Raw genomic sequence first — 23,459 nt, 5'->3', positions numbered from 1 at the left:
AATTATGCGGTTTTTGACAATTCCCATATATTGATCCGTTAAGCATTCATGGTTGTGACCATTACGCTGATGAAGTTCAATGCGATATGAGTGACCATGCAGGGAAAAAGATTGCCGGATTTTTTGTACACATAGCATTGAATGAGCCCGACCCCGAGATAGGCAATAAACCTGTCCACACTAAAGTGAGCCAGCGAGAACAAACACGAAGACAAGATCGCAGCCATCCAAAAGTTGTTTGTTTTCCTGGATAAATATCCGAATACAAGGTGTCTGTAGATGATTTCTTCAATGACAGGCCCGATGAATACGACATTAATCGACATTATCGGATAGTTTTTCAGAAGGTGATCCGTTATGCTGCTGCCCGTATGTCTAAACAGGATGGCGCTTAGGGCGTGCGCGTAAATGCCCCATTGTACCGCTTTTAGGATGAGACGATATTGTCCGTTATTGCGCAGGATTTGATTAAAATCCAGGCCGGCTAACTCTTTCCTATACAAAAACAGCGTAACGACCAGCATGAATAAGGGGAAAAAGGTAACGGTAAATTTATTCAGCATGAATAGAGCAGGTCCGGGACCGGTTGTGAGAAAAAACAAAACAAGGAGCAGCGCTTCCCGATATTTCACGGCTTTGTCGTCCAATAAACGTAAAGTAGAAATGTTAATGACCTTCCTTTTCAATAAGGATCCATTATCCGATAACACCGACTAGCCTAATCATAACAAACTAGGATCAACTAGACTAATTTAATAATTAGAGGAACAGAGGGTCTGTGTCAATGAGTGCAAGCATAAAAAACCGATTCCGGAGGAATCGGTTTTTTATGCTTGCTTTTATTGGAATTTCAGATGGCGGGCTACTCGCCCAATTCTTTCCTGTAAGAAAGAAAGATCAGCAGCGCCCACACAATAAAAACAACAGCAACTAAAGGAAGCAAATGCTTTGTAGAGAAGTAAACCGATATGGTGATGAGTCCTGATATGAAAAAAAGGCCTGTTAACAACACATTCCAAGCACCCTGCAGCTTTGGCTGCGGCCTATTCTTCGAAACTGCGGAGAAAATAAACGATATTCCCCAGCGGAGGCGATGCAGCAGCAAGTAAAGCAGAACGTTTGTAACGATCATACAAAAACCCACGATCGGCAGATCCTTTTGGAGATGCAGCGCCAGGAGATGGAGCTGGAATCGGTTAAACACGGTTGCAAATAAAAATTCGGACAGCGCGCTCGTCGTGTAGATGATGATGCCGATGAGTAAGGAATGATTGAACCGGAACTTGAATATGAGCCAGTAGCCCAGCATGATGCATAAGGGCTGGATGAAGCCCATGAGATACGCTTTCCCGTAATATTGAACGAGTACGGAAATCAACGAAAGCGGCACGACGCAAACCAGCGTAGGATACATAAATTCAGTAACCTTGAGCCTGCAAACAGCCAGTCCCAGAGCAAACAACGAAGCGAAAAGCAACGGGTACACGACGATGTAGTGAATCACGTTCAAAGAGATGCCCCTCTCTGATGTTGTAGTGTTTAGCTGTTCTCTTCGACCGTGTTCAGGCTTGCCGGAGCTCCGCTTTTACCGAACGAGAATTCGAGGCTTTTATTCGTATTGTTCGCCACATATCGAATGATCAAGTCATGATATTTCTTTTGCCGGATAGCGGAGATGATGACGGATTTGCCTTTGCCCGTCTCGTCAAAGTGCAACCTGCCGCGTTTTTCATCGTATTTACGGATATGGTTGAAATTTACATAGAGATCCGTGTCCATTTTGCGAAAACCGTGCTCTTCCAGTTTGTCCAGGAACGAACTGAAATCAAGCAGGGAATCGATATTCCGGGCTATTCTCGCATCTTTCCCATAATAAGCGACTTCTTTCATGCCGATCTCGATATATTGGACAGCCGTCAAGTTGAGATCCGACGGGGAATTGGATGGCGTACTAGGTACGTCTCCGCGGCTTAAGTGGCCCGCTTTAACCATAAGATCGGTGTACGGATACCCGTAGGCGACCGATAATTTTTGCAGTGTATCCGGGGACGGTGTAATTTTGTCATTGGTCGAACGGTTTCGCTCCAATTCCAAATCACGAATGTACGCATGGGAAAGTCCGCTTTTTCTGGCTGCCTCGCGCAGAGACATGGAGCCGCGTAAGTGTTCTAGAAATTTTCCGAAGTCAGGAATTGGTTGCCCCACCCTGTTCACCCCTTTCTCAACTATTGTATAGGAGGCGTCAGCGAAAATAAATAGCAATTCTAAAAAAAACTTTATGAATCAATTCGTTCTTGACTCCATGTAGTATCGATACTACGATTTAAATAATATCCTTTTTAGGCCTGAAGGGGGAGAATTGACTTGAAAGATAAAATGATGAGTCGTTGGAGTGCCTACGAACCCTTCTTTATCCATTTTAACGGATACAAAGTGGCCGATATTGTGATAACCAGTCATGCGCTCAGCCGCTGGACGGAGCGTGTGGAGCCGGAAGAGGGCGGCATTGCGCATATTTGCGCTTACTTATGGGATAAGCTGAAGAACAATCAGGTGCAGCCTTATTATTCGAATGAAAAAGATGTGCATCTGATTGACGGAGACTTGGTGATGGTGGCGGAATTTGTTGAATTGAAAGAAAAAGTCGATCTCTCTGGCAACCCGCTTCACAAAATGATCGTGGTGACGTTCCTGGGCCGCGTATCGCAGGATATTCAACTGCGCGACTTGAAAGCGTATTACTCGTGGCTGCGCCATTCCCGGAGGATGACGCTCGTGAAACACGGCAGAAAAAGAAAATAGACGTTCGGTTCTTTCAGCCGGCCCCAAGGGCCGGCTTTTTCGGTTTTTCGGCGATATGCATAATTCGTTTCAATGTCAGGGGAAATTAGGTAGAGCAGGAAGGAGATGAACTAACGATGGCCCGTGATCTGCCCATCGGCAACGGCAATGTATTGGTCAATTTCGATGCGCACTATAATTTGCGCGATATTTATTTTCCATATGTAGGCCAAGAGAACCAGGCGCTTGATCATTTGTCGCATTTTGGTGTATGGACGGCTGAAGATTTTTTCTGGATCGATCATCCGGAGCTAAGCAAGAAGGCGAGTTACTTGAACGATTCCATGGTGACGAATGTGGAGTGTACGTATAATCGTCTCGGACTGGCGCTTCTGATCCGTGACGGCGTCGACGTTCAAGAGAACGTGTTGGTCCGCAAGGTGGTTGTAGAAAACAGATGGGACCGGGATCGGAAAGTGAAGCTGTACTTTCATCTGGATCTGCATCTGTACGGGAACGGGGTCGGCGATACGGTCTATTATGATCCCGAACTGAAATCGCTCGTCTTCTATAAAGGTCATCGCTATATGTCGCTGTCCTGCAAATCCGGGGAAGGCGTCGAGTCGGCGCCCACCTCTTTCGCGATCGGGCAAAAAGAATTGAACCGGCTTGAAGGCACTTGGCGGGACGCCGAGGACGGACAGCTCGGGCGTAATCCGATCGCGCAGGGCTCGGTGGACGGAACGATCGAGCTGGAGCTGAACGTTCCGGCCAACTCGAAGAAGGAGGCTTGGTTCTGGGTTTGCTTCGCCCGCGATATGAAGGAGATTCAAAAGCTGGAGCGATCGGTTCGCGCTTCCTCTCCGCATCTGCTGCTGCAGCGGACCTACAATTACTGGCATCAGTGGCTGGAGCAGGACCGCCATGAGCTTTCGATTCTTGATGAGGAGCTTGCATCCTTTTATAGAAGAAGCTTGTTGATCATACGCACGAATACCGATAACCGCGGCGCGATTATGGCGGCCAACGATTCGGATATTATGAAATTTGCGCGGGATACGTATTCTTACATGTGGCCGCGGGACGGCGCATTGATCTCGCACGCGTTGGACCGATCGGGGTACTATGCGTTGACGCGCAAGTTTTTCAACTTTTGCAAACGCGGGTTAGCGGCGGAAGGGTATTTGCTGCATAAATACAATCCGGACGGCTCGGTCGGCTCAAGCTGGCATCCTTGGATCAACGCGCGCGGCGAAAAGCAGCTTCCCATTCAGGAAGACGAAACGGCTCTGGTGCTATATGCCCTTTGGCACCATCACCGGCTGGCGGGCACTTTGAAGGAAGCTCAAGACGATTACGAGAAGTTTGTCATCCCGGCCGCGGATTTCATGACTCGCTATACGGATGCGTCGGGACTGCCGCTGCCCTCCCACGATTTGTGGGAAGAGCGTTACGGGGTGCATTTGTTTACGGTGGCGAGCGTGTACGGGGGATTGTTGGCAGCCGCGGCATTTGCGGAGTATTTCCAAGACAAGCTGCGCGGCATGCATTACCGGGATAAGGCGGAGCGGATGAAGGCGGCGGTGGAAGGGCAGATGACCGCCGAAGGCCGTTTTGTCCGATCATTATATTGGAATGAAGAGAAGCGGATATACGAGCAGGATTTGACGCTGGATGCCAGCATGTACGCGGTGTTCGACTTCGGCTTGTTCCCTGTGGACGACCCTCGCGTAGAAGCGACGATGAAGGCCATTCGCGAGCGCTTGTGGGTGAAGACGGAGGTCGGCGGCATTTCGCGGTATACGAACGACTACTACCATCAGATGACGAAGGACATCGAGAAGGTGCCGGGCAATCCGTGGTTTATTTGCACCTTGTGGTACGCGGAATATGTGATCGCCGTTGCCAAAAGCGAGCAGGACCTCGAAGAGGCCGAAGGATTGCTGCGCTGGACGGTTGAACATGCGCTTCCGTCCGGCGTGCTGGCGGAGCAGGTGCATCCGTTCACCGGCGATCCCTTGTCGGTGTCGCCCTTGACCTGGTCCCACGCTTCATTCGTCAAAGTCGTTCAGGAGTATGTGTCCAAGCTTAAATGGTTCCGGCACCAACAACGCGACCGCGAGGACGAGAGCGATGCGAAGCTTCTGAAGCAGGGGAGCGTGAAGCGATGAAAGCCGTAAGGTTGTCCGGCTTGTCCGCCGCGGCTGGTGCGCAGACGGAAACGCCGAAGCTGGAGTTGTGCGAGGTGGAGCGGCCGTCCCGGAAGACGGCTGCCGACGTGCTCGTGCGGGTGCTGTGCGTAGGGCTTGACGGTACGGACCGGGAATTGGTGAGCGAGAAGTACGGCGTGCCTCCGGAAGGGGAGCATTCGCTGATCATCGGGCACGAGTCGCTCGGCGTTGTCGAGGAAGCGGGCGAGGACTCCGGATTTACGGCCGGAGAGCTCGTGTGTGCATTGGTGCGGCGCCCGTGCACGGATCCCGGGTGCGTGAACTGCCGCAACGGCAAGCAGGATTTCTGCGAGACGGGCGAGTACGTGGAGCGCGGCATTAAAGGCGCGCACGGGTACTTGTCCGAATATTATGTGGAGGACGCCCGGTACTTGGTTCGCGTGCCGGCAGGGCTGCTGCGGTACGGGATGCTGACGGAGCCGCAGAGCATCGTCGAGAAGGTGTGGGATGAAGTGCAGCGCATCCAGCAGCGTCTCGTATGGCAGCCGACAACGGCCGTGGTGCTTGGCTCGGGACCGCTGGGTCTGCTGGCCGCGCTGACGTGCCGCTGCCTCGGCTTGGACACGCTCGTCTGGTCCAAGTCGGCTCCGGACTCGCCGGGAGCGGATATCGTGCGCGCGTGCGGGGCCGAGTTCCAGCAGGCCGTCGAACGGCGTGCGGAAGCGGCCGGAGCCGGGGCGGCTGCAGGGACGGCGAGAAGCACGGATGCAGCGGCAGCAACGGGAACGGGGGCGGGCGCCGGAGCAGGTACGGGCGCAGGAGATGGAGCGCGAGCAGCGTCGTCGCCGTTAAGCGAGCTGCTGCAAGCGAAGGGGAAACGCGCCGATTTGATTGTCGAATGCACGGGCTTTAGCCCGCTCGCTTTCGACGCGATGACCGCTCTCGGCCCGAACGGCGTATTGGCGCTGCTCGGCGTTACCCCCGGCAGCCGCCATATCCGGGTCGCTTCGGATGCCATTAATCAAGAGCTGGTGCTTGAGAACAAATGCGTGTTCGGGTCGGTTAACGCATCCCGTCAAGACTTCGAGACCGGATTGTACCGGCTTCAGCAAATCGAAGAACGGTTCCCGGGCGTGCTGGATCGGCTTATGACCGACCGGTTGACGCTTGAACGCGTGCCGGAGCTCGATTTCGGCAAGATTGCGATCAAAGCGGTCGTCGATGTGATCCCGCGGGAGCAGTGGAGCGGACTCGTGCAGGAGCAGGGTGCCGGGATCGCGAACAGTTTTTCGGTATAAGGGGAAGCGGGCGGTTCGTCGCGGACGAACCGCCCGCTCTATGTTCGCCGTGGGCGGTAGTGATGAAAAGGAGAGAAGCTTAATGGTATAATGATGAAACGAGATTCGAAATCAAAGGGAGAGACGTATGAACTGGAAATCATTTATCCGCGAGAACGGCTTGCACTTGTCATGGGTAGTGGCGTTAACGGCCACGTTGGGCAGTCTTTATTTCTCGGAGGTGCTGCATTATGCGCCCTGCAAGCTGTGCTGGTATCAGCGGATCTTGATGTATCCGCTCGTTATTTTGCTCGGCATCGCAGCGGTGCGCAAAGAGAAGAAATTTTACCTGTATGCGCTGCCAATGTCCGTGTGGGGAGCGGGAATCTCGTTATATCACTACTTGATGCAGAAGACGGATTGGTTCAAGAGTGGCGCGGCCGCTTGCGGTCCGGTGCCGTGTGACGTCGATTATATCGACTGGTTTCATTTCGTAACGATTCCGTTCTTAGCGCTCACAGCCTTCGTGCTTATTACGATCCTGCAACTGCTGATGTGGGCTGCCGAGCGTAAATAGAACGGCTGGCTGCGGATGGATGCGGATAAACGCCGGCTTAGGGATAAGCCTATTAGCACTCGCCGGTTCGCATCGAAGTTGAGTATAATGAAGCAAGCAGGTTTTTCCTGTACTTATGGAGCGTAAGGAGAGCGGTGCTGTTGGCGCGTATGAAAGCTTGGATAGGTTTAGCCGCTTTGGCCTGTGTTCTAACGGCGTGCAGCGGAGGCGCCGCCGCGGATCCGCCGGAACGGGAATCGGCACCGGCTGCGCCCCCGGCCCCAGAGGCGAACGTCGTTCCGGCTCCGCCGGTGAACGAGGTGACGTCCGGGCCGCCGAAGGAGAAGGAGCCGGGGCCGCCGGACGGGCCTCCGGCCGAACACGCATCCACCGGGCCTTCCACGGCCTCCGGCGCGGACGCAACGGCAACGGGTTCGGTTTATAACGGGCCGCGCAATCCCGCAAGCGCCGTCGTGGGGTCATCCGCCAAGCCGCCGAAAGAAGCGGGAACCGGAGACCGTAAGGCGCTGTCGTGGTATTACATGAAGAAGCCGAAAGGACAAGTGCCCGGCTTCCCGGGCGATACGAAAGCCTATACGGATTCTATGAAGGCGTTATGGGTCGGCACGGGCAAGAAGGTGTACTTGACGATCGATACCGGCGGTAATTTGGGCGATATCGAGACGTTGATCAAGTCGTTGAAGGACAACGACGCGAAAGCGAATTTTTTCATAGCCGGTTACAATGTGAGGAAAAATCCCGATTACGTTCGGCGGCTGGTCAAGGACGGCCATTTGGTGGCCAATCATACGATGACGCATACCGATATGAACGTGCAGACAGACGAGCAGGTACGGAAGGAAATCGAGGATTACGAGAAGTTATATCAGGAAGTGACCGGCGAAGAGATTCAGCCGTTTTTCCGCTTCCCCTACGGCCGATATAACATGCACTTATTAAAGCTTGTATCCGATATGGGCTATACCTCCGTCTTCTGGTCGACGGCGATGCGCGACTGGGAGCCGCGGAAGAACGGGGCGGAAGATCCGTATAACGACATCATGAACAACCTTCATGACGGCAATATCATTCTTATGCACCAAGGCTCGCCGGAGAATATCGAAGCGCTCGACCGAATTGTCAAGGATATCAAGAAAGCCGGCTACACCTTTGCGCTTCTGAACGACATCGAGCCGCCAAAGTGAAGGTTGATCGCGGAGCGGTTTAATTTTCCGCCATCGTTTGTTAAGATAGAATGACCTTGCGGACACCGGATGTCCGGGGTACCTTTCCAACGGAGCTCACATATGTTGTAGGAGCACATTCGTTTTGCCACTTCATGAAAAAGGAAGCGAACACACGTGCAGCAAGCGATTGCCATACTGGATTCAGGTGTCGGCGGATTGACGGTAGCGAAAGAAATTATGCGCCAACTTCCGCAAGAAAAAATCATTTACTTCGGCGACACGGCACGTACGCCGTACGGTCCCAGACCGGCCGAGGAAGTTATACATTTTACCCATCAGATCGTCGATTATTTGCTCCAATACCATCCGAAAATGATCGTGATCGCTTGCAACACGGCAACCGCCGTCGCCATGGAAGAAATTCGCGCCCGCGTGCCGATCCCGGTTGTCGGTGTCATTCACCCGGGCGCGCGCGCCGCGATCAAGACCACCAGAAAGCAAATCGTCGGCGTCATCGGTACCGAAGGCACGATCAAAAGCCGTGCATACGAGTTCGCGCTGCGCCAAATCTCGCCAACGATCCAAGTGGTGACCAAAGCTTGTCCGCTGTTCGTGCCGCTGGTCGAACGGGGCATGTTCCGTGCCGATCAGACGAGCCAAGTCGTCGCGGATTCGCTTGCCGACCTGCAAGGAGCGCCGATGGATTGCTTGATTCTGGGCTGCACGCATTATCCGTTCTTGTCCGATGTGATCGGCAGCGTGATGGGTCCTCAAGTGTCGCTGATCAGCTCGGCGGATGAAACCGCGCGGGAGGTCAGCACGATTTTATATCATAAAGGAATGCTGGCTACGAGTCCGGTGATGCCGGTTCATCAGTTTTTTTGCAGCGGGGATCCGCTCATGTTCAAGAAGATCGCTCAAAGCTGGTTAAACGAGCAAATCCGCGTGACGCCGGTCGTCTGGCAAGTATCGCATATTATTTAGTCCTCACGCATATTTTTAGATACCCCGGCCTCCGACCGGAAGAACGGGGAGGATGCGTGAAGGAGGACGGAACGTATGACATTTCCTTATGTCGTCAGGCGGGGAGACACGTGGGAGAGGATCGCACAGCGGCATGGGCTTCAGGTTCAAGCCTTGATAAGGGCCAATACGGAGCTGCAGAAGGGCGGCGGATTGCAGCCGGGATGCAGCGTTCGGATTCCGAACGCTCCGGATTGCCGTTATATCGTCCAAGCCGGGGATACGTTAGCTGAATTGGCGGGGCGCTTTCAGATCGGGCTGAGCGATCTCATGGAAGCGAATCCGGACGTCAACCCCCGGTATTTGCGGATCGGACAGACCGTTCGCTTGCCCGTGTGCAAGGCCGGTCCTATCGTCGATACGACGGTTCCATTCGGTTATCAGGAGATGATGCGGAGCCTCGAGCTTCTCGGGTATCGCTACCCGTTCCTGGAAATAGGCTCGATCGGTCAAAGCGTCATGGGCAAGGACATTCCTTACGTCCGCATCGGATGCGGGATGCGGCACCTTCATTATAACGGTTCGTTTCATGCGAATGAGTGGGTGACCAGCCTGCTGCTGATGAAATTTACGGAGGATTACGCGAACGCCTGCGTGCAGGCACAGTCCTTCTGCGGCTCTGATGCGGGCAGGCTGCTCGAAGAGACTTCTCTCTGGATCGTGCCGATGGTCAATCCCGATGGCGTTGAGCTGGTGCTGCACGGAGCGGACCCGGATCATCCGCATGCCGGGCAGCTGCTCGAATGGAACGGCGGCTCGGACGACTTCTCGGGATGGAAAGCGAACGTTCGCGGCGTCGACCTGAACGATCAATTTCCCGCTTATTGGGAGACGGAACGCGACCGCCGCGACGTACCGGGACCCGGACCGAGAGATTATACAGGGCCGAGCCCCTTGTCAGAGCCGGAAGCTTCGGCGATGGAACGATTTACGCGGGAGCGCGATTTCCGGCTGGTGATGGCGTTTCATACCCAGGGCCGGGAAATTTATTGGAATTACCGCGATTACGAACCGGCGGAGTCGGAACGTATCGCACAGCGTTTCCAGCAAATTAGCGGATATGCAGCCGTGAAGTTAACCGGCAGCGATGCCGGATATAAGGATTGGTTTATTCAAACCTACGGACGCCCGGGATTTACGATTGAAGCCGGTTATGGAGTGAATCCGCTCCCGTTGTCGCAATTCCCGATTATTTATAATGAGCTGCTTCCGCTATTGACGGAAGGGCTGATGGTTTAGCATTTCGAAGCCGCCGAGTCCGTCCGTCTCGGCGGCTTCTTTGTGCGGGGAGCGGAGTTTGGGCAAACGGGTTGCCATGAGGTATAATCGGGGTAAGACGACTTGGACAGGAAGGGAGACCCGAGGCGATGTGGAAGCGATTGTTGTCACTCCGGCATTGGGGTCATGTATTTCGGCGCATTTGGCCGCTGCTGCGTTCCCCGCGGGTTCCGCTCGGAGAGAAGCTGTTGTTCGTGGTGCCTGCGCTTATTTATTGGATCATGCCGGATCTGCTGAATTTCATCCCGATTGACGATGTAACCGTTACGCTGCTCTTGATGAACTGGTTTACCGATAGAGCCGAACGGAAATACGGCGCTTAAGGCTGCGTCCTCGGAAGGTCAAACCACAAGAAGCGGCCATCCGCTCAACAACTGAATAGGTTTAAAGGGAACCTCGAGGAATCGGGGTTCTTTTTTTGTTCTTTGTAAGAAACGCTATGCGGGCTGCGACATATCGTTTCACCGCTTTCCATGGACTTCAGATGCCATCAATCGGCTTGTGAGCGTCCGAATCCGGTTGAGATGTGCTGCATTATTTGATAGACGACGGATCGGGCTCGTACTCTTCGGCCGGCATCCGGATCCATCGTTTTAAATACCCTTGCTCGTACAGCGCTTTAACCAGGATGATCAGCACGGGCGATAAGATCAAGCCGGCCACGCCGAAGAGCGACAGCGAGACGATCATGAACGAAAGCATCGTGAAGGCGGACACGCCGAGGGAATCGCCCGTAATTTTCGGTTCCAGAATTTGTCTCGTTCCAATCACAACGACGAGCAGCACAGCCAGCCAAATCGCGAGCGTCGTTTGTCCGACGACCAGCAAGTAGATGATCCATGGAATGAACAGCGTCGAAACGCCGAGCAGCGGGAGCACGTCGAAGATGGCCGCCAAGAGCGCGATCGAGAAGGCGTTGTTGACGTTCAATATAAGCAGCGCGATGAAGATGACGATAAAGGTCAGGCTGATCAGCTTCGCCTGCGCTTTAAGGTAGGTGACGATGCCCAGCAGCACGTTCTCGCGGAGGAAGTGGAACGCTTTTTTAAACGTTTTCGGCGTTTTGTCCGAAGCGATCCGCTTCCAGGATTCGATCTCGATGCTCAGGAAATAGGCCAAAATAATACCGATCACGAAGTTCACGACGAACGTGGAGAACGAGGTCAGCATGGCGAACAAGCTCGTTAAGAACGTACGGGCGATTTCGGTCGTCTTCTGAATGATCTCCGCGGAGTACTCCTTGGCCTTCTCCACTAAATTCAAATCGACCGGAAGCGTCCCGATCAGTGACTGTACCTGGTCGGAGCGGTTGATGAGCTCTTGCTCCAGAACGACGGCGTAATCGGGCAGCTTGTCGGCGAGATTGATGATCTGGGTCGTGAAGATCGCGCCGAGTCCGGTCATGGCACCTAGAATGACCATCACGAAGACGAGGGTGGAGATGGCGGAAGCGATCGATTTCTTCAACCCGCGCCGGTTCAGGAACTTGGCGAACGGCTCGATGATCAAGTAAATGACGAACGCGAGGAAAATCGGGGTCGCGATCCGATACAGATGGCTAAAGGCGAACATGAACAAATATACGGTAAGCACGAGCAGCGCAATATCGATAATCGTTTTGTAATATTTGCGATAAAAGGGAATCATTCGTTAACCTCCATTCATTATCTTCCATATTAAAAGACACCGACTTGATTCGCAAGTGAGGCCGGCTTGTACATACATACGGAAACAGCGAAGAACGGTTGCTTTCGGCGGCCCGATTCTATACAATAAGAAAAAACGCACAGTAGGAGAAGTGACTGGACATGAAATGCAAGATTTCGCGCAATGCGGCCAAAGTGTTGTTGGCCGAGATGGAGCAAGAAGAGAATAAAGAATTAAAGCTTCGCGTGTATGTGACTCATGCGCATGGCGACCATGCCCACTACGGACTCAGCATGGATACGCCGACCGAGAACGATGTCGTCGTTTCGACAGATAAAGGAATCGACGTTATTCTGCAAAAGGACGAGCCGCTGCTCGACGGCGTTCGGATCGATTATTTCTATGTGCCGGAAGAAGGATTCGCGGTAACGAATCCAAGCAAGGGCAATAACGGGGACCACTAGCACATCGTTCACGGAGTTCCCCGGTGTCAGCCGCTTGAAGAAAGGAATTACCGCATGGTCAACGATATTCGCGTTTGCGACAAATGCAAACATATGAGAATGAAAACCGCCGTTCCGAAGCTGCAGAAGCTTGCGCCCGACGCCGAGATCAAAGTCGGCTGCAAGTCTTATTGCGGCCCGTGCTCGCGGTTTGCCTTCATCTTCATTAACGGCCGGTATGTAACCGGCAAGACGGAAGACGAAGCGATCGAGAAGGCGAGCAAATACGTGAAATAAATCATGCAAGAAGATCAGATCCTCGGGCCTCAGGGCACCGGGGATTTTTGATTTGACGCCGGAAGGGATGCGCGGCACGAATTTCGGCGTCCAGACATGATCCGGGGGCGGCCAATTTCCGGGACCGGTAATCGGGGCTATGTGCTCGGTCAATGGGGCGGAGGCCCGCTTTTTGTAACGGTTGCCATGATCGCGTTGACGGGTATCATTTTTTACTGGAAAGGGTACCGGTTATTCAAAATCATACAAAATTCCCAATTTTTTTTATGAAAATGGGATGAAAGAACTATGTATTCGTGACCTTCTATCTTATATTCTTAATAAAGAACATCTCCATGAACAGACACAATTCGAGCGCACTCGATAAGGGCAACCCGGACGAAAGTCTGCGGACGCAAAGCTATAGGGGCTTAGGCGCAGGAGAGCAGCGCTATGCCAGCCAGTTGTCGAAGGCACGGAGTGATCGCGATCCTTTCAACAGCGGCTCCCGACCAGGGGAGCTTTTTTTGGTGTGAATAGATGAAGGAGGAGAACCCGGCGATGGACCAGGAACGCAGCATCTTAAATAAGAAGGGGTTTTACACGAAAATCGGCGATGATTTCATCGGAGTCTTCCTATCTGCTGAAGGACCGAAATTGTTCATAAATCGTGACGTGTACGAGCTGACGTCCCCGCATTGGGATGTCGAGATGATTCGCGGGCGCAGCCGGCAAATCATCACGTTTTACTGGATGGGCGAAGTGAAGCTCTCGATCTGCTGCGAATCGAACCACGACGTATTTCTACCGTTGTTCGATTACTTGATGTGCCGTCCTCAGCTGAAGCACGCTTAGTATAGCTTAGGCAGCGAACGACTGCGGCTTTCTTTGAACCCGATTGGGCCTCTGAGCATACGATGTGGGGTGGCCGGATCATTCCCATCCGGCACGGAACAATCGGATCATTGGAGGCATGTTTGTGAAAAACTCGGAGGTTATCGAGTCGGCGTTATTTGAACATCGGTTTTGGCTTCAGGTGCTCGGTGATCATGCCAGGTTCATCCGGGTAAGCTTGCCGGTCGATGAACGGGAAGAGGCGCAGCGGGCGCTCGGCTTCGTTCAAGCATTCGACGACTTGCTGAAGAAGGCGCGTTCGGATAAGTTCCCGGCAGAGGCGGGAGCTTTGACGCAGGACGCGTACGGGCTGACACAAGACCTTCGCGCGTTCAAGCTGCGCTTGCTGGAGCGGCATTTGATCGGCAAGATCGCAATCCAGCTGCCGCCCGCGTTCTTGAGCCATATGGTGAACGAAGCAGAGGAGTATTTACGCGTACTGGGGTACTTGTTATCCGGGCGCCCGGCGCCGGTATTCGATGCGGTGCACCACCACATCGTATGGCTCCAGGACGCCTACGGCCATGCGGGCTCCATTGCAGCCGGCTTGGATATGACGGAATCCCGTTTGGTGGAACTGGCCAGATCGTTCGACCGGCAATTCCGCGAGTATTACCTGAAAGCGGTGGAACTGGCGGGCTTTCTGCGCACGAACATCAAGAAATTCCCGGCTTTAGCCCGGTTTAATAAAGAGGTTGAGCTTGAAATGACGCTGTTCAAGCAGTTTCTGAGCGAGCTGGAAGAGCTCCGTTTAAGCGGGCAGGCGCTCGGTGTGCTTTCGCCCTTGATGGCGGATCACATGGCTCGGGAGGAGTGTTATTACTTGCTTAAGCTGTCTCAGGTGTCGGAAATCAAAGCGATGAGCTGCGACCCGACGAAGCCGAGGACGGAAGTGTAACGAAACCCTATCGGCCGACGCCGGCAGCGCATCCGTTTACCGGGGAACGTACCCCGAAGACGGATGCGTTTTTTTGCATGGTTTACGCGCTGGAAGGGCGCATGCCAAAAAAAGCTTAGGAGCGTCTGCCCTAAGCTTTTTTTGGCTGCTCCTCACAGCGTATAGGCGCAATCTGCATTAATTCCCGCTCGTACTCGAATCCTTCCGCCAGCCGAACAAGCCGCCCGGGGCGAAAAATTGGTATAACGCGCATTCGATGCGTCCGTTAAACAGCTTGCGCTTCTTATCGGCTTTTCGCCCGAGATAATGCTCCATTTGCTTGCTCGGGCTGAGGATGAAGGCCGACCAGTTCGGCAGCTGCTTATGCATCTGCCCGAATTGGCGCAGCGCGCGTTCGACTTCTTCGCGGTCGCCGAGCCTTTCGCCGTATGGCGGGTTCGTGATCAGGCAGCCGTAATCGCCGGCCGGCAGCGCTTTGCTGACCGGAAGCGTATGGAAGCGAAGCTCCTTGGCGAGGCCTGCGGATTTGGCTGCAGCTAACGCCACTTCGATGGCGGCGGGGTCGATGTCCGAGCCGCCGATTTGCAGCGGGATATCGTCCTTGACCAGATCAAAGGCTTCCTCCCGTGCTTCGCTCCATAACGCTTCCGAAATCACAGGCCAGCTCTCCGCGTTGAAGCTGCGCCGCAGGCCGGGGGCTATATTCCAGCCGATCATCGCCGCTTCGATCGGGATCGTGCCGGAGCCGCAGAACGGGTCGTAGAGCGGCCGTTCAGGCTGCCAACGGCTGAGCAGCACCATGGCGGCCGCCATCGTTTCCTTCAGCGGCGCTTCCGTCACCAATTTGCGGTAGCCTCTCTTATGCAGTCCGGGACCGGTCGTATCCAGCGTGATCGTGGCGATGTCATTGAGCAGCGACACCTCAATCACGTAACGGCCTTCGGTTTCGCGGAACCATTCCGTGCCGTACCGCTGCTTCATGCTTTCCACGACCGCTTTCTTCACGATGCCTTGGCAAGCGGGGACGCTGGACAATTGCGATTTGTGCGAACGTCCTTCGACGGGGAACTCTCCGTCTTCCGGAATCCAGTCCGGCCAAGGCAGCGCTTTGACGCCTTCAAACAAGTCGTCGAACGTGCGTGCTTCGAATTGCGCCATCTTGATCAAGACGCGATCCGCCGTGCGCAGCCATAAGTTTGCGCGGCAAACAGCGAGCAGGTCGCCTGTAAAAGTAACGCGGCCGTTCTCCACGGTGACTTGCTCGTAACCCAAATCGCGAACCTCGCGGGCCACGACGGCTTCAAGCCCCATGGGAGCAGTGGCGATCAATTCAATGGAACTAAAGGATGGGAAAGACATAGGTGAGTTTCACTCCGAATCAAACAAGTTGAACTGCGTTGGCAAAAGCCATACAATTACCTAGTATAGGCGATTCGCAATCATTATACAACGCGGCTCGCGATGAGAACGAGGGGAGGCCGGCAAGGATGGAATCGAATTGGACGCAGGAATCGTACGCGGATTCGTTATTTGACAAAGACGAAACGTTGGAGCGGGTATTGGAATCGATTCGTAAGCAAGGGATGCCCGAAATTTCCGTTGCTCCGGGTTACGGAAGACTGCTGACGCTGCTGGTGCGCATGAACCGTGCCGAGCAGGTGCTTGAAATCGGGGCACTCGGGGGGTACAGCGGCATTTGTTTGGCACGGGGGCTGACGGAGCGAGGGAAGCTGACGTCCCTGGAGCTGAAGCAGCCGTACGCCGATCTGGCTTACGAGAACCTGAAGCTCGCCGGCTTCGGCGAACAAGTCGAGTATTATGTAGGGGAGGCGCTCGACAGCTTGCAGCGGCTTGCCGAGGAGGGGCGCCGGTTCGATTTCTTTTTCATCGATGCGGACAAAGGCAACTATTTGAATTATTTGGAATGGGCGATCAAGCTGGCGCGTCCGGGGGCGCTCATCGTCGGCGACAATACGTTCATGCGCGGCAAGACGATCAATCCGAATGAGAAAGGAAACGCAGTGACGCGCATGCGAGAGTTCAACCAGCGGATTGCACGGGATCCCCGTCTGGATGGCGTCATGCTGCCGGCCTATGACGGCCTTGCCATCGCACGGGTTAAGGGATAGGCGAAGCTTTCCCCGGAACAGCTGTCTCTCCGGGATGCCCGGTCCATTCAGGCAAGCCAGCCGCCTGTGGGCATGAAAGCGAACCTCCCCTATTCGGAGCTGCCCGAACGGGGGAGGTTTGGTGTGCTTATCAATGACTTGTGCGCCCAGAAGGCGTTGACGAGCAGCAGCGCGCCGGAGATGAGAAAGATTTGCTGGATCGTGATCAACCCGGAGACGGCGCCTCCAACGACCGGACCGAGCATGTTGCCCAGGCTTAGCGCACTGGAGTTAAAGCTGTAGGAGCGGCTTTCCATACCGGTGGGCGTATGCTTACGGATCAAGGCGTTCACCGTAGGCAGCAGTCCGCCGAGGAAGATGCCGAGGAAGAACCTTGAAGCGAACAACTGCCAGACGTTGTGCACCATCGCTTGCGGCACGGAGGCGATCGCGGAGCCGACCAGGCACACGATGAGAATACGTTCAGGCCCGATCCGGTCAGAAAGGCGACCGAGCAGGGGAGACGCAATCATGTTGGAAAATCCGGTGATGGAGCCGACGAGTCCCGCATAAAAGGCAACCATCGCGTCCTGTCCGTGCAGCTTTTGCACGAATAACGGCAGGAGCGGCTGTACGCTGAGCAGCGAGAATTGAATCAGGAAGGTGACCGCGTAAATCGATGGCAGCTGCGGGCTTTTGCGCAGCTCGGCGAAGGCCGCCATCATCGACTGCTTCGGTTTCTGGGACGCTCGCTTGGCATCGAACGTTTCCTTCACGAGGAAAGTCGCAAGCAGGGAAGCGGCGAACAGCAGCGCGCCCGTCACGAAGAAGATGGGCCGAAATCCGATCCACTCGGCCATCAGACCGCCAAAGAACGGGCCCAGAATAGAGCCGGCGACAGCGCCGGATTGAAGCGTGCCCATGGCGAAGCCCATTCTCTCACGCGGCGTATTCGCCGACATGAGCGCAACGGCGGCCGGCATGAAGCCGGCTATGGTGCCGTTCAGCATCCGCAGGAGCAGCAAGTGCCAGGCCGTGCCTGCGAAGCCCATCAAAGCCATGACGACGGCCATGCCGAACCCGGACCGCAGCAGCATCACTTTGCGTCCGTACCGGTCGGCCAATCCGCCCCATAAGGGCTGAAACAGGAACGAAGTGACAAAGTTGCCGGCGAAGATGAGACCGGCCCAAGTCGCCACCTCATGCTCCTCATGCAGGCCCAGCTCTTGCAAATATAAAGGTAAGAATGGAACAATCATCGTCATGCCCGCCATGACCAAAAATTGTCCCACCCAAAGAACGATTAAATTTACTTTCCAATTCGTCAAGTTGCTCGCCTACTTTCGTCCTCGGATCCTGTGACCCGGACAACTTCTGCTTATCTTACCATAATAATACGACACTTACACAATCTCTTACTGCTCGCGTCCGCTTCGCTGCTCGTAACGGAAACGCTCAAGCTGCGGCAGCGCAACCTCTTCGGCAATCGCAATCGCCCGCTCGACGTCGTAAGGAACGCGAACCCACTGGATGCCAAAAGGCGCTTCCCGATCGCCGCCGAATACGCCTTCCAGAATCGTATAGCTGGCCAGCGGCAAGCCGTCATAGGGAGCCCCTACGCTGCCGGTGTTGAACAACAGCAGCCCTTGCTTCGCTCCAGACAATAAGGTGTGCATAAAGGGAAGGTGAAGGTCTCCGTACCCCAGCACGTCAGGCGTCTCATCGGTGCCGGCGAACCCGCCCGTCGCTTCGGTGTTCTCGAACATGCGCAGCTTCTCCCGCTTGCTCGCTTTGCGGTAGACGCGATGATAGACGCTGCTCGCGGATGCATGGACCAAGCGAACCCTGCGCCCGCTTATTCGCAGGTCGCAGGCGAAGGGGAGCTTGCTCAAGTAGCGCAGCTGCTCGGCAGAAAGCCGGCTTTGCTGCCAGCGTCCGGCTTCTTTGTCCTGGGGTCCGCCAATGCCGTGGTCCCAATTGCCTTGCACCGTCGTTTCGCATACTTCGCGTATGCGGTCTACCGATTCCGCCGGCTGCGGGCCTTTGCCCACCAAGTCGCCGAGGCATACGATTCGTTCGATCCCGCGTCCGCGAATATCGGCGAGGACGGTATCCAATGCGGTTAGATTGCTATGAATATCGGAAATGATAGCGATTTTGTCCATCTTGTGTCCTTTCCATCGTCAGCACATAAATTCGAACTTCATTATAGCAAAATATTGGGACAATTGCCCATGACCGTGAGAGGGAGTTTTGGTATAATAGGGTGCACGAGAACGTATGGGCTTATTTGGCAGCCAGTTCGTTTTAAAGGGGTAGGTTATCATTCAATCGCGGACGCAGAAGCATAAGAGGGAGAAAGAGAAGAAAGTATGGAAGTCGCTCCGGCTGAAAATCGTTGTGCTGGCCGTCTTCGTCTTTGGCGCATTCGTTTATTTGATCCAGTGGCTGGAGGCCCGGCCGGACATGCAGACACCGACTGCGGAAACAAGTCCTAAGACCGAAGCGGCGCCTCTGCCGACGGCGGTGAATCGCATCGAGGAACCGCCGGCAGCCGCACCCGTCGCTGCTCCTGGCGGAGAACAGGGAAGCACGGCACAGCCGGCTTCGGAAGACAAGGCACGCGTCAAATTAGCCTTCGTCGGGGACGTTATGTTCGCAAGCAAGGTGGAGGATTTGCTCGTCAAGAACGGGTACGATTACCCGTATAAGTATGTAAAATCTTATCTGGACAAAGCGGACTTGACCATCGTCAACCTGGAGACGCCGATCACGACGAGAGGCACGGCTCAAACGAAAGAATACGTCTACCGCTCATCTCCGCTTGCTCTGCCGGAGCTCAAGCGGGCCGGCGTCGATTTGGTCAATTTGGCGAACAATCACTCGATGGATTATGGGCAAGACGGTCTGCTTGATACGCTCGGGCATTTGGACGATCAGCAATTACGCCGCGTCGGAGCAGGACGCAATGCGCAAGAGGCGTATAAGCACGAGATTATCGAGCATAAAGGAATCAAAGTCGCATTTCTCGGCTTCAGCCGCGTATTGCCGGATACCAGCTGGATGGCGACTGCGCAAAAGCCGGGACTTGCCGCCACTTATTCGAGCAAGCTGGCGCTGGATGCGATCACGAAAGCGCGAAGCGAGGCCGATCTGGTCGTCGTCATCGCCCATTGGGGCGAGGAACGCAACCCGCGTCCGGTCAAGGTGCAGACGGACTTGGCTCATGAGTATATCGATCACGGCGCCGATCTGATCGTGGCCAGCCACCCGCATGTGCTGCAAGGATTTGAGCAGTACAAAGGCAAATGGATCGCTTATAGCCTGGGTAACTTCATCTTCACGACCAATGAAAATCCGGATACGTGGGAAAGCTTGATTCTGGAAGCATCCTGTGCGAAGGATCGCAGCTGCGATTTAAATTTGGTGCCTATCTTGACCAAGTGGGCACAGCCGATCCGGATGATCGACGATCAAGCGCAGAAGCTGTTCGAGAAGCTGACGAAAAATTCGGTTAACGCGCGAATCGATACGAAAGGCGTCATCACGGTAGGGCCGGTGAACAAGTTCGTGACGGAAACGCCGAAGCCTCCCATCAACAAGAGCGTGACGAACGGTTTGACGAAATCGAATGACGGCAGCAAGCCTGCTGCGACTTCGCCCAAGCCGCCGGCCAAAGACAGTTCAAAGACGGGCGAGAGCCCGAAGCAGGTCGATACGGCGAAGCCGGAGAAACCGCTGAAATCGGCGGATACCTCCAAAACGGAGGAGCCGGCGAAACCATCGTCCAGCACGACAAACCCGGCGAATACGGCCAAACAGCCGAGCAAAACCGAAAAAACAGAATAACAATGGAAACCAGACTCTGACAACGAAAGGGCGAACAATTAACGATGAAACAATCGATTCGCAACATTTATTGCGTAGGACGCAATTACGGACTGCATGCTGCCGAGCTTGGGAACAGCGTTCCCGACGAGCCGATGATCTTCACAAAACCGACGCATGCCATAACTCAGATGGACGGCAGCGCCATCGAGCTGCCTGCAGGCAGGGGCGAGGTGCATTATGAAGCGGAGCTCGTGCTCCATATCGGGCGCGATTATTCCCCGGGTAATACCGTAGACGAACTGGTCGACCGGATGGCGCTCGGGATTGATTTTACACTGCGCGATGTACAGAATGTCGTCAAGCAGAAGGGATACCCATGGCTGCCGGCCAAAGGGTTTTTACGATCTGCGGTGGTGACGCCGTTCGTTGCGTTCCCTGGTTTCGAGGAGGCAAAGCGGGTAGAGTTCAGCCTTATTCGCAACGGGAAAGAAGCGCAGCGCGGCAACCTGAACGATATGATTTTCAACTTGCAGGTGATCATTGATTATATCGCGCAGCATTACGGTCTCGGCCAAGGCGATTTGATTTATACGGGAACGCCGGCCGGCGTTGCAGCCGTTCAGGATGGCGATCTCTTCGAGCTTCTTTGGGGCGAGAAGACGCTCGGTTCGTTCCACGCGCGCATTCCGGCTTTGTAATTCAACGACAATAAGACCGCCCCGTTCATTCGAATAGGGGCGGTCTTCATTTTGGCGGGTCACTTGGCGGCTGGCTCGTTTCGGGCTAATTTTCCGTTAGCCGCTGCTTCCTCAGACGCAAGGTCGGAATGCTCGTCGCGTACCTTCAAAATTTGGGGCAGCTGCTCCATGAACACGTCCACGACCTTCGGGTCGAAATGCTGTCCTCGTTCTTCTTTAAACAAATTCAGAATGCGGTCCAGTTCCCAAGCCTTCTTATATACCCGTTCGCTGCCCAGCGCGTCGAAGACGTCGGCGATGGCGGTTATACGGCCGAAGATGTGGATCTCTTCGCCCTGCAAGCCGCATGGATAACCGCGTCCATTCCATTTTTCGTGATGCTGGTAAGCGACGACGGCGGCTGTTTGTAACAGATGGCGATTCGAATTTTTCAGCAGGTTGTAGCCGATCGTCGTATGCGACTTCATGATCTCGAATTCTTCATCGGTCAGCTTGCCGGGTTTTTTCAACACGGCGTCCGGAATCGCCACCTTGCCGATGTCATGCATCGGGGAGGCGATCTTGAGCAGCTCCGCTTCCTGTTGGCTGATGCCTAAGCCGATGGCGAGCAAGTACGAGTACTCGGCGACCCGCTTGACATGGTTGCCGGTTTCCTTCGAACGGCTTTCGCCGATTTCCCCCATCGTGAAGATGATCTCTTTTTGCGTTTCTTCGATTTCGGCCGTCAGCAGTGCGGATTCCAGCGATTTGCCGGCATACGATGCAGCTAGCGTTAAGTATTCCAAGTCGCGCTGTGAGAACTGCTCGCTTCTCGTCAGCTTATTGACCGCCTGATAGGCGCCCATAATCTCGCCTTCGTTATTACGGAACGGAATGACCATGAGAGCCTTCGTGCGATAGCCCGTTCTCTGATCGGTGGCGATAGCGCCGTGCTGCAGCACGTCTTTAAATTCCGCATTCGTGTAGGCGTCGTCGATGAAGATCGGGTTCCCGGATTGCACCGCATACCCGACGAGACCGGCCGTGCTCGGGATGCGCAGAGGCGGTACTCCGTGGGCGACGGTGGAATACAGCTCGTTGCTATGGCGGTCCAGCATCCAAACCGTACAACGGTCGGATACGACCATTTGCCGGCCCATATCGGCCATCAGCATGAGCAGATTGTCGAGCCGCCGCTCATTCGCTATTTTGGCCGCATAGTCGAAGATGACGCGCAGCATCTCTTGCGAATCCAAATCCCGCTTGACTCGCACCTTTTCGATTCCGAAATCCTCATGCACGGCGTCTCACTCCCCGGACGATTTTTCCATATAACCAAATCATATTATAATGGCAATAGTTCTGTAAACATAAAGGCCGCCGAATGCAAACGTTAATCGAAGCTATCAGGCACAGGGTTTGCAGGTATAAAGAAGGAGAGATAGAATCATGCTGCACATGCTGCAGTCCGTGACCATCGGACTTATCGGAAGTTTAGCCGTCGCAGGGGCGGCCTATTGGCGAAAATCCCTGTCGGGGTCCGGTTTTGCGGCTGCCGTCTTGCTTGGCACCCTTATGTATGCCGCAGGAAGCCTGGCGTGGTTCGGCACGCTGATCGTGTTCTTTATTACATCGTCCGTCTTATCCAAGTGGAAGAGCCGGAAGAAGGCCGCAGCCGAGAGCGGTTATGCCAAATCCGGTCGTCGCGATGCCGGACAAGTGCTCGCCAACGGCGGAGTGGGGCTGCTGTTATGCCTCGCTTACGCCCTTTGGCCGCACCCCGTCTGGTGGGCGGCTTACGTCGGCGTTATGGCGACTGTCACTGCCGATACGTGGGCAACAGAAATCGGCGGCCTCAGCCGCACGCAGCCGCGCTCCATCGTGAGCGGTCGACGGGTCGCTCCCGGCACGTCCGGCGGCATTACGCCGCTAGGCCTAGGCGCTTCCGCGGCCGGCGGACTCCTCATCGGCGGGACCGCCTGGACGCTCGCCGCGCTTCAACCCGGCGCCGGAGCCGTCATCGGTACGGCCGAACCTGCGTTCGGGCTTCTGCCGCTGCTCCTCATCGGCGTGCTCGGCGGGTTGACCGGCTCGCTGCTGGATTCGTGGCTCGGGGCCGTCGTACAAGTCATGTACCGCTGCACCGTATGCGGCAAAGAAATCGAAAAAAACCGCCACTGCAAGGCAGCGGCGGTTCGATATCGCGGTTTGGCTTGGATGACGAATGATGCGGTGAACGGGCTCAGCTCGTTGATCGGAGGTGCGGTCGCCGCAGCCGTAAGCCTTCTGCTGTAATCTACTCGTCGTAATATTTGCGCGCGTACGCTTTGTTCGTCACGTAGATGGCGGAAGCCGATATGGCAATCGCTATGATGATAGAGATGACGATAATAAAAGTTACCATGGGTTCAA

Annotated in this window: 24 protein-coding genes and 1 riboswitch; of the genes, 16 read left to right on the top strand and 8 right to left on the bottom strand. The window is 54.8% G+C overall.

The features are described from left to right. Positions 1-38: 38 nt before the first annotated feature. From PVA01S_RS06640 to PVA01S_RS06630, 3 genes are all read right to left on the bottom strand, one after another. The gene (locus PVA01S_RS06640; protein WP_127606192.1) at positions 39-632 is read right to left on the bottom strand and encodes a CPBP family intramembrane glutamic endopeptidase; all 594 of its coding nucleotides are present in this window, start codon (positions 630-632) and stop codon (positions 39-41) included. Between the two features lie 230 nt (positions 633-862). Further along, positions 863-1,510: a hypothetical protein gene (locus PVA01S_RS06635; RefSeq protein ID WP_127606190.1), complete on the bottom strand. Its 648-nt coding sequence runs from the start codon at positions 1,508-1,510 to the stop codon at positions 863-865. Between the two features lie 29 nt (positions 1,511-1,539). Further along, complete coding sequence (locus PVA01S_RS06630; protein WP_127606189.1) at positions 1,540-2,205, bottom strand: helix-turn-helix domain-containing protein; 666 nt, start codon at positions 2,203-2,205, stop codon at positions 1,540-1,542. Between the two features lie 159 nt (positions 2,206-2,364). Here PVA01S_RS06630 and PVA01S_RS06625 point away from each other — a divergent pair, with 159 nt between their 5' ends. From PVA01S_RS06625 to PVA01S_RS06590, 8 genes are all read left to right on the top strand, one after another. Then, the gene (locus PVA01S_RS06625; protein WP_127606187.1) at positions 2,365-2,802 is read left to right on the top strand and encodes a hypothetical protein; all 438 of its coding nucleotides are present in this window, start codon (positions 2,365-2,367) and stop codon (positions 2,800-2,802) included. Between the two features lie 116 nt (positions 2,803-2,918). Beyond that, complete coding sequence (locus PVA01S_RS06620) at positions 2,919-4,952, top strand: glycoside hydrolase family 15 protein (RefSeq protein WP_127606185.1); 2,034 nt, start codon at positions 2,919-2,921, stop codon at positions 4,950-4,952. Beyond that, entirely contained in the window at positions 4,949-6,250 is a 1,302-nt protein-coding gene (locus PVA01S_RS06615; protein ID WP_127606183.1) for a glucose 1-dehydrogenase, read from the top strand. Before PVA01S_RS06620 ends, PVA01S_RS06615 begins: the two co-directional genes overlap by 4 nt. 127 nt (positions 6,251-6,377) lie before the next feature. After that, the gene (locus PVA01S_RS06610; protein ID WP_127606181.1) at positions 6,378-6,806 is read left to right on the top strand and encodes a disulfide oxidoreductase; all 429 of its coding nucleotides are present in this window, start codon (positions 6,378-6,380) and stop codon (positions 6,804-6,806) included. Positions 6,807-6,955: 149 nt separating this feature from the next. After that, complete coding sequence (locus tag PVA01S_RS06605; RefSeq protein ID WP_127606325.1) at positions 6,956-7,990, top strand: delta-lactam-biosynthetic de-N-acetylase; 1,035 nt, start codon at positions 6,956-6,958, stop codon at positions 7,988-7,990. A 156-nt stretch (positions 7,991-8,146) separates the two neighbouring features. Beyond that, positions 8,147-8,956, top strand: coding sequence for a glutamate racemase (gene racE / locus PVA01S_RS06600; RefSeq protein WP_127606179.1), 810 nt, complete (start codon positions 8,147-8,149; stop codon positions 8,954-8,956). A gap of 75 nt (positions 8,957-9,031) precedes the next feature. Then, positions 9,032-10,234, top strand: a complete 1,203-nt coding sequence (locus tag PVA01S_RS06595) for a M14 family metallopeptidase (protein ID WP_127606177.1) — start codon at positions 9,032-9,034, stop codon at positions 10,232-10,234. Between the two features lie 128 nt (positions 10,235-10,362). Next, a complete protein-coding gene (locus tag PVA01S_RS06590) occupies positions 10,363-10,596 on the top strand; it encodes a hypothetical protein (RefSeq protein ID WP_054798358.1) in 234 nt (77 codons plus the stop codon). Between the two features lie 211 nt (positions 10,597-10,807). Here the strand turns inward: PVA01S_RS06590 and ytvI are convergent, their stop codons facing one another. Beyond that, positions 10,808-11,920 carry a sporulation integral membrane protein YtvI gene (gene ytvI / locus PVA01S_RS06585; protein ID WP_127606175.1) on the bottom strand — a complete coding sequence of 371 codons (1,113 nt, stop codon included), beginning with the start codon at positions 11,918-11,920 and terminating at the stop codon, positions 10,808-10,810. Positions 11,921-12,081: 161 nt separating this feature from the next. Between ytvI and PVA01S_RS06580 the strand changes: the two genes are divergently transcribed. The 4 genes from PVA01S_RS06580 to PVA01S_RS06565 all read left to right on the top strand — a co-directional run bounded on the left by PVA01S_RS06580 (position 12,082) and on the right by PVA01S_RS06565 (position 14,431). Next, positions 12,082-12,384: an iron-sulfur cluster assembly accessory protein gene (locus PVA01S_RS06580; RefSeq protein WP_127606173.1), complete on the top strand. Its 303-nt coding sequence runs from the start codon at positions 12,082-12,084 to the stop codon at positions 12,382-12,384. A 54-nt stretch (positions 12,385-12,438) separates the two neighbouring features. Beyond that, the gene (locus PVA01S_RS06575) at positions 12,439-12,660 is read left to right on the top strand and encodes a YuzB family protein (RefSeq protein WP_127606171.1); all 222 of its coding nucleotides are present in this window, start codon (positions 12,439-12,441) and stop codon (positions 12,658-12,660) included. A gap of 358 nt (positions 12,661-13,018) precedes the next feature. Beyond that, a riboswitch (cyclic di-GMP riboswitch) is annotated at positions 13,019-13,111 on the top strand. A gap of 89 nt (positions 13,112-13,200) precedes the next feature. Further along, entirely contained in the window at positions 13,201-13,494 is a 294-nt protein-coding gene (locus tag PVA01S_RS06570) for a hypothetical protein (RefSeq protein ID WP_054798365.1), read from the top strand. Between the two features lie 124 nt (positions 13,495-13,618). Further along, positions 13,619-14,431: a DUF2935 domain-containing protein gene (locus PVA01S_RS06565; protein WP_054799249.1), complete on the top strand. Its 813-nt coding sequence runs from the start codon at positions 13,619-13,621 to the stop codon at positions 14,429-14,431. A 177-nt stretch (positions 14,432-14,608) separates the two neighbouring features. Here PVA01S_RS06565 and PVA01S_RS06560 read toward each other — a convergent pair whose 3' ends face one another. Next, entirely contained in the window at positions 14,609-15,790 is a 1,182-nt protein-coding gene (locus PVA01S_RS06560; RefSeq protein ID WP_127606169.1) for a THUMP domain-containing class I SAM-dependent RNA methyltransferase, read from the bottom strand. A gap of 128 nt (positions 15,791-15,918) precedes the next feature. Here PVA01S_RS06560 and PVA01S_RS06555 point away from each other — a divergent pair, with 128 nt between their 5' ends. Then, positions 15,919-16,560, top strand: a complete 642-nt coding sequence (locus PVA01S_RS06555; RefSeq protein ID WP_054798362.1) for an O-methyltransferase — start codon at positions 15,919-15,921, stop codon at positions 16,558-16,560. Positions 16,561-16,649: 89 nt separating this feature from the next. Here PVA01S_RS06555 and PVA01S_RS06550 read toward each other — a convergent pair whose 3' ends face one another. Together PVA01S_RS06550 and PVA01S_RS06545 are read right to left on the bottom strand one after the other, a co-directional pair. Further along, a complete protein-coding gene (locus tag PVA01S_RS06550; protein ID WP_127606167.1) occupies positions 16,650-17,867 on the bottom strand; it encodes an MFS transporter in 1,218 nt (405 codons plus the stop codon). An 87-nt stretch (positions 17,868-17,954) separates the two neighbouring features. Beyond that, a complete protein-coding gene (locus PVA01S_RS06545; RefSeq protein ID WP_054798363.1) occupies positions 17,955-18,704 on the bottom strand; it encodes a metallophosphoesterase family protein in 750 nt (249 codons plus the stop codon). 301 nt (positions 18,705-19,005) lie between these two features. On the opposite strand from PVA01S_RS06545, the gene PVA01S_RS06540 reads away from it, so the two are divergent. Both PVA01S_RS06540 and PVA01S_RS06535 read left to right on the top strand, forming a co-directional pair. Then, positions 19,006-20,388, top strand: a complete 1,383-nt coding sequence (locus tag PVA01S_RS06540; protein ID WP_127606165.1) for a CapA family protein — start codon at positions 19,006-19,008, stop codon at positions 20,386-20,388. A 44-nt stretch (positions 20,389-20,432) separates the two neighbouring features. Continuing rightward, complete coding sequence (locus tag PVA01S_RS06535) at positions 20,433-21,068, top strand: fumarylacetoacetate hydrolase family protein (protein WP_127606163.1); 636 nt, start codon at positions 20,433-20,435, stop codon at positions 21,066-21,068. 59 nt (positions 21,069-21,127) lie between these two features. On the opposite strand, the gene PVA01S_RS06530 is transcribed toward PVA01S_RS06535, so the two are convergent. Next, positions 21,128-22,348 carry an HD domain-containing phosphohydrolase gene (locus PVA01S_RS06530; RefSeq protein ID WP_244932919.1) on the bottom strand — a complete coding sequence of 407 codons (1,221 nt, stop codon included), beginning with the start codon at positions 22,346-22,348 and terminating at the stop codon, positions 21,128-21,130. A gap of 157 nt (positions 22,349-22,505) precedes the next feature. Here PVA01S_RS06530 and PVA01S_RS06525 point away from each other — a divergent pair, with 157 nt between their 5' ends. Continuing rightward, positions 22,506-23,342, top strand: coding sequence for a DUF92 domain-containing protein (locus tag PVA01S_RS06525; protein WP_127606323.1), 837 nt, complete (start codon positions 22,506-22,508; stop codon positions 23,340-23,342). Positions 23,343-23,459: the final 117 nt, after the last annotated feature.

Origin of the sequence: Paenibacillus validus NBRC 15382, assembly GCF_004000985.1 — a bacterium.
In the GTDB taxonomy this organism is placed as follows: domain Bacteria; phylum Bacillota; class Bacilli; order Paenibacillales; family NBRC-103111; genus Paenibacillus_G; species Paenibacillus_G validus.
This window is presented reverse-complemented; position numbering and strand designations above follow the sequence as displayed.